A 6,000-nucleotide genomic window follows, 5' to 3' on the forward strand; every position below is an offset into this window, starting at 1 on the left:
CGTGCACTCTCCTCTTTTCCGCTTCACGGAATCTTAGATCCGCATAGCAGAATTTAATCACGGGGTTCCGCTCCGTCAATGGTCCCTCCGCCCGGAGCCGGAAACGACTCGGGGCCGTGTGGTGACAAACACCACACGGCCCCGGAGACTGCTTGCCCCGCAGGTCAGCCCTTGCGGGCCTGGATCTGCTCGGTCAGCTGGGGGACGACCGCGAAGAGGTCGCCGACCACGCCGTAGTCGACGAGGTCGAAGATCGGAGCCTCGGCGTCCTTGTTGATGGCGACGATGGTCTTCGAGGTCTGCATGCCCGCGCGGTGCTGGATCGCGCCCGAGATGCCGGAGGCGATGTACAGCTGCGGGGAGACCGACTTGCCGGTCTGGCCGACCTGGTTGGAGTGCGGGTACCAGCCGGCGTCCACGGCGGCGCGCGAGGCACCGACGGCCGCACCGAGGGAGTCCGCGAGGGCCTCGATGATGCCGAAGTTCTCGGCACCGTTGACGCCACGACCGCCGGAGACGACGATCGCGGCCTCGGTCAGCTCGGGGCGGCCGGTGGACTCGCGCGGGGTGCGCGAGGTGACCTTGGTGCCGGTGGCCAGGGCGCCGAAGGTGACGGCGAGCGCCTCGACGGCACCGGCGGCCGGGGCGGCCTCGACCGGGGCCGAGTTCGGCTTGACGGTGATGACCGGGGTGCCCTTGGACACGCGGGACTTGGTGGTGAACGACGCGGCGAAGGCGGCCTGCGTCGCGACCGGACCCTCGTCACCCGCCTCCAGGTCGACGGCGTCGGTGATGATGCCGGAACCGATGCGCACGGCGAGGCGCGCGGCGATCTCCTTGCCCTCCGCGGAGGACGGGACGAGCACGGCGACCGGGGAGACGGCGTCGTACGCGGCCTGGAGCGCGTCCACCTTCGGTACGACGAGGTACTCGGTGAACTCGGGGGCGTCGGCGGTGAGGACCTTGACGGCGCCGTGCTCGGCGAGGACCGCGGCGGTGTCGGCGGCGCCGGCACCCAGGGCGACGGCGACGGGCTCGCCGATGCGGCGGGCCAGCGTCAGCAGTTCGAGGGTGGGCTTGCGGACGGCACCGTCCGCGTGGTCGACGAAGACGAGAACTTCAGCCATGGGACTGCTCTCCTGCGATTGCGAAGTATCTGGGGACTAAGAGGGGATGGCCGAAGTTCTCAGATGAACTTCTGGCCGGCCAGGAACTCGGCCAGCTGCTTGCCGCCCTCGCCCTCGTCCTTGACGACCGTGCCGGCGGTGCGGGCGGGACGCTGCGTCGCGGAGTCGACCGCGGTCCAGGCGCCTTCCAGACCGACCTCTTCGGCCTCCAGGTCGAGGTCCGACAGGTCCCAGGACTCCACCGGCTTCTTCTTGGCGGCCATGATGCCCTTGAAGGACGGGTAGCGGGCCTCGCCCGACTGGTCCGTCACCGAGACGAGCGCGGGGAGGGACGCCTCCAGCTGCTCGCTCGCGGAGTCGCCGTCACGGCGACCGGTCACGACGCCGTCCTCGACCTTGACCTCGGAGAGCAGGGTGACCTGCGGGACGCCCAGACGCTCGGCCAGGATGGCCGGCAGCACGCCCATCACGCCGTCGGTCGAGGCCATGCCCGCGATGACCAGGTCGTAGCCGGCCTTCTCGATGGCCTTGGCCAGCACCAGCGAGGTGCCCATGACGTCGGAGCCGTGCAGGTCGTCGTCCTCGACGTGGATCGCCTTGTCGGCACCCATGGACAGCGCCTTGCGCAGCGCGTCCTTGGCGTCCTCGGGGCCCACGGTCAGGACGGTGATCTCCGCGTCGTCCGCCTCGTCGGCGATCTGCAGAGCCTGCTCGACGGCGTACTCGTCGAGCTCCGACAGCAGGCCGTCGACGTCGTCACGGTTGACGGTCAGGTCCTCGGTGAACTGCCGGTCGCCGGTGGCGTCGGGCACGTACTTCACACAGACAACGATCCTCAGGCTCACGCCGGCTCTCCTACCGCATCGTCTTTTTTGGTACCGCCTTGTGCAGGCAGCATAGGCGCCATGTCGGGCGGATCCCGGTCGGGGCGGCCCGCGCTCCGATGGGAATGTTACTCGTCAGTACACCTCGGGTCCCCGCCAGGTGCAAGGCCACCGAACTGTGACCTTGACAACGCCGTCCCGACCCGCCCCAGCAGGGACGATTCAGTCCCGCAACGCGTTGAAGCGCCCCTGGTGGTAGAGCAGCGGACGGCCTTCCCCGGCCGGATCCCCGGCCACCGCTTCCGCGATGATCACACGGTGCGCGCCCGCGGGCACCCTCGCCACCACCCGGCACACCAGCCAGGCCAGCACCCCGTCCAGCAGCGGAACCCCGTGCGGGCCCCGGACCCAGCCGGTGTCCAGGCCGAAACGGTCGGCTCCGCTGGTCGCGAAGAGCCCGGCCAGCTCGCTCTGGTGCTCGCCGAGTATGTGCACGCCGAGGTGGTCGGACTCCCGCACCGCGGGCCAGCTGGAGGAGCCGGTGCCGATGGTGAAGGACAGCAGGGGCGGGTCGGCGGACACCGAGTTCAAGGAGGTGGCCGTGAATCCGGCGGGCCTGCCGTCGAGCTCCGCGGTGATCACCGCGACGCCGGCGGCATGGCGACGGAAGACGGAGCGCAGCAGTTCGGGGGAGCCGGGCAGGCCGGAGCGGTCGGCGCCGAGGGGCGCGGAAGAGGACATCCGAGTGGTCTGGGCGGTCATCGCAGGACTTCCTTCTGCCGCGGGAATCGCGGACGCAGTCGGGGATCGGGGGCCGGATTCGTCAGTGATCCCAACAGCGCGCGCTCGCGTGGCGGACGAGGTCCACGTGGACCCGCCCGTAAAGCAGGAGTTCATACCGCATGTCGTCAGCCTGACGATCTCACGTGTACACAGTCAAGCCGGATCGGTCAGATGTCAGGCGCGTCACGCTCCGTACGGGCGCACGCACCGGCGCACCCGTCACACCGCTTCCCCGAGGGCCGCGATCACATCGGCCTTGCGCGGCATTCCCTCGGCGCGGCGGACCACGCGGCCGGCCGCGTCCAGGACGAGCACGGTCGGGGTCTTCGCGATGCCGAGGGCGCGCACCAGGTCCAGGTTCCGCTCGGCGTCGATCTCGATGTGCGCGACCCCGGGAACCAGGCCCGCGACCTCGGCGAGGATCCGCCGGGTGGCCCGGCAGGGCTGACAGAACGCGGTGGAGAACTGGACCAGGCTGGCCCGCTCCCCCGGCTCCCGCCCCAGTTCGCCCGCGCCCAGGGGGCCGCCCCGCCCCCGCCCGGTGGGCGGTCGCCCGTCGCCGTCCCCGTCCGCTCCGTGCCCGTGCACGCGTGCTCCCGTCCACCCTGTCCGTATGTTCGTAACCGCCCGGCGGGTGCCCGGCGGAGCCCTTGTCCCAGCGCAGGGCCGCCATGCGGCATTCCCCGCGTGACGAGAATCTCTCCGGGCACGGCCGTCTGGGCTGGCCAGCGGGCCCCGTTTGGGGCACGATCCCCCCATGGTCGCGTACCTACGCTTCCGTAACTTCCGGCCGGGAGCACCTCCCCAGGCAGAAAGCGGGGTCTCCCCACCATGGCTGAGCTCGTCTATCCCCCAGTGATCGGCGCCGCGCACACCCTCTTCCGTGCGCTGGACATCCGCATCGACATGAAGGGCACCGAGAACATCCCGCGCCAGGGCGGGGCGGTCCTGGTGTCGAACCACATCGGCTACCTCGACTTCATCTTCGCCGGTCTCACCGCGCGGCCGCAGAAGCGCCTGGTGCGCTTCATGGCCAAGGAGTCGGTGTTCCGGCACAAGGTGTCCGGTCCGCTGATGCGCGCCATGAAGCACATCCCGGTGGACCGCGCCCAGGGCGAGTCCGCGTACCAGCACGCCCTGGACTCCCTGCGGGCCGGCGAGATCATCGGGGTGTTCCCGGAGGCGACGATCTCCCAGTCGTTCACGCTCAAGAGCTTCAAGTCGGGTGCGGCGCGGATGGCCCAGGAGGCGGGTGTCCCGCTGATCCCGGTGGCACTGTGGGGCACGCAGCGACTGTGGACCAAGGGGCGCCCGAAGAACCTCAAGCGCAGCCACATCCCGGTGACGATGCGGATCGGCGAGCCGATCGAGGCCCCGTCCGACCAGTACGCCGGGGCGATCACCCGCCGCCTGCGCGAGCGGGTGCAGGAGCTGCTGGAGGCGGCGCAGCGCGCCTACCCGGCCAAGCCGGCCGGTCCCGAGGACTCCTGGTGGCTGCCGGCCCACCTGGGCGGTACGGCCCCGACGGCCGCGCAGGTCAAGGAAGCCGGCTGAACCACCTCCCGGTCACGAGGGGTCGCCCGCCCGGCATTCGCGGGCGGCTCCCCTCCCGGACGCGGCATTCCTCGATCGCCTTGATCCTTGATCGGCGACCCCCGGACAATTATTTGACCCCAAGGTCAAAAACGCTGCTACGGTAACGCCATGGGCAGACCGAAGCAGTTCGATCCGGACGTGGCGGTGGAGCGCGCGATGGACGTGTTCTGGCGCAAGGGGTACGGGGCGACGACCCCGCAGGACCTCGTGGACGAGATCGGCATCGGCAAGGGCAGCCTCTACAACGCCTTCGGCAGCAAGCAGGCGTTGTTCGAGCGGGCGCTCGCCCGCTACCGGGACGCGCAGGCGGCCTGGCTGACGGAACTGCTCGACCACCCCGGTTCCGCGAAGGACCGACTGCGGGGCGCGCTGGAGGCCCTGGTCGAGCTCGATCTGGGCGACCCGGACCGGCGCGGTTGCATGGCGGTCAACACCGCCGCCGAATCGGCGCCGTCCGACCCCTGGACGACCGACACGGTGCGCAAGATGTTCGCGCGCACCGAGGGCGCCTTCCGCACGACCGTCGAGGAGGGGCAGCGCGCCGGCGAGATCGACACCGGCCGCGACGCGGCGGCGACGGCCTCCTGGCTGCTCGCGACCGTGATCGGCATGCGGGTGCTGGCGAAGACCGCGGAGGACGCCTCGCAGCTGAAGCGGGTCGTGGACGCCGCGGTGGCGTCGCTCTAGTACGCAGGACGAGGGGCCGTCCCGACGGCCACCTTTTTCATGACCTGATTTTGTACCTGTGGTTCAAAAATTCTGAAGGAGTCCGACATGGATCTCGATCTCGTGGGAAAGACCGCCGTCGTCACCGGGGCCGGCCGGGGAGTCGGTCTCGCGATCACCCGCCGGCTCGTCGCCGAGGGGGTTCGCGTGGTCGGCGCGGCCCGTACGATCACCGCCGAGCTGAAGGAGACCGGCGCCCACCCCGTCCCGGTCGATCTGAGCACGCCGGAGGGCGCTCGGGAACTGGGGGCACGGGCCCTCGCGGAACTCGGCGGCGTGGACATCCTGGTCAACAACCTGGGTGGCGGGGACCGGTTCAACCTCGACGGGTTCCTCGCGACCGACGACGCGCTGTGGGCGCACAGCTTCGAGGTCAACCTGTTCGGCACGGTCCGGGTCACCCGCGGACTGCTGCCGAGCATCCTGGAGCGCCGCGGGTCGATCGTGAACATCTCGTCGATGTGCGCGCGCCTGCCCGCCACGGGCCCGATCGAGTACAGCGCCGCGAAGGCGGGCCTCAACGCGTTCGGGAAGTCGCTGTCGGAGGAGTTCGGCCCCCGGGGCGTCCGCGTGAACACGGTCTCCCCCGGCCCCACGCGCACCGCCATATGGGAGGGCGAGGGCGGTTTCGGCGCCCTCCTCGCCGAGGCCAACGGCGTCGAGCACCGCGAGTTCCTGACCGGCGTGCCCGCGTCCATGGGCATGACCACCGGCCGCATCGTCGAGCCCGACGAGGTCGCGTCCGTCGTCGTGTTCCTCGCCTCGGACCGCGCGGCGAGCGTGACGGGCGCCGACTACGTGGTCGAGGGCGGCGGCATCAAGACGGTATGAGCCGTACAGCGGGCGGGGCGGGCGCCGGCGGCCCCCCCCCCCCCCCCCCCCCCCGGTTTGGGGGCCCCGCCCCCCCACCAAAAAACCCCCCCCCCCCACCCCCGCCGCGGGCG

General features: G+C 71.0%; 7 protein-coding genes. 3 read left to right on the top strand and 4 right to left on the bottom strand.

Annotated elements, in window-relative coordinates:
* Nucleotides 1-164: 164 nt before the first annotated feature.
* The 4 genes from ACFVS6_RS21250 to ACFVS6_RS21265 all read right to left on the bottom strand — a co-directional run bounded on the left by ACFVS6_RS21250 (nt 165) and on the right by ACFVS6_RS21265 (nt 3,322).
* Nucleotides 165-1,127, bottom strand: a complete 963-nt coding sequence (locus tag ACFVS6_RS21250; protein ID WP_389705836.1) for an electron transfer flavoprotein subunit alpha/FixB family protein — start codon at nt 1,125-1,127, stop codon at nt 165-167.
* A 59-nt stretch (nt 1,128-1,186) separates the two neighbouring features.
* Nucleotides 1,187-1,972 (bottom strand): electron transfer flavoprotein subunit beta/FixA family protein, encoded by a 786-nt coding sequence (locus tag ACFVS6_RS21255; RefSeq protein WP_389705838.1) that lies wholly within the window; start codon nt 1,970-1,972, stop codon nt 1,187-1,189.
* Nucleotides 1,973-2,173: 201 nt separating this feature from the next.
* A complete protein-coding gene (locus ACFVS6_RS21260) occupies nt 2,174-2,692 on the bottom strand; it encodes a flavin reductase family protein (RefSeq protein ID WP_389706007.1) in 519 nt (172 codons plus the stop codon).
* A gap of 261 nt (nt 2,693-2,953) precedes the next feature.
* The gene (locus ACFVS6_RS21265) at nt 2,954-3,322 is read right to left on the bottom strand and encodes a thioredoxin family protein (protein WP_389705840.1); all 369 of its coding nucleotides are present in this window, start codon (nt 3,320-3,322) and stop codon (nt 2,954-2,956) included.
* A gap of 243 nt (nt 3,323-3,565) precedes the next feature.
* Between ACFVS6_RS21265 and ACFVS6_RS21270 the strand changes: the two genes are divergently transcribed.
* The 3 genes from ACFVS6_RS21270 to ACFVS6_RS21280 all read left to right on the top strand — a co-directional run bounded on the left by ACFVS6_RS21270 (nt 3,566) and on the right by ACFVS6_RS21280 (nt 5,887).
* Nucleotides 3,566-4,288: a lysophospholipid acyltransferase family protein gene (locus ACFVS6_RS21270; protein WP_389705842.1), complete on the top strand. Its 723-nt coding sequence runs from the start codon at nt 3,566-3,568 to the stop codon at nt 4,286-4,288.
* Nucleotides 4,289-4,438: 150 nt separating this feature from the next.
* Nucleotides 4,439-5,017, top strand: a complete 579-nt coding sequence (locus tag ACFVS6_RS21275) for a TetR/AcrR family transcriptional regulator (protein ID WP_389705843.1) — start codon at nt 4,439-4,441, stop codon at nt 5,015-5,017.
* 87 nt (nt 5,018-5,104) lie between these two features.
* Nucleotides 5,105-5,887: an oxidoreductase gene (locus tag ACFVS6_RS21280; protein ID WP_389705844.1), complete on the top strand. Its 783-nt coding sequence runs from the start codon at nt 5,105-5,107 to the stop codon at nt 5,885-5,887.
* Nucleotides 5,888-6,000: the final 113 nt, after the last annotated feature.

This window comes from Streptomyces sp. NPDC057939 (genome assembly GCF_042887545.1).
In the GTDB taxonomy this organism is placed as follows: Bacteria; Actinomycetota; Actinomycetes; order Streptomycetales; family Streptomycetaceae; genus Streptomyces.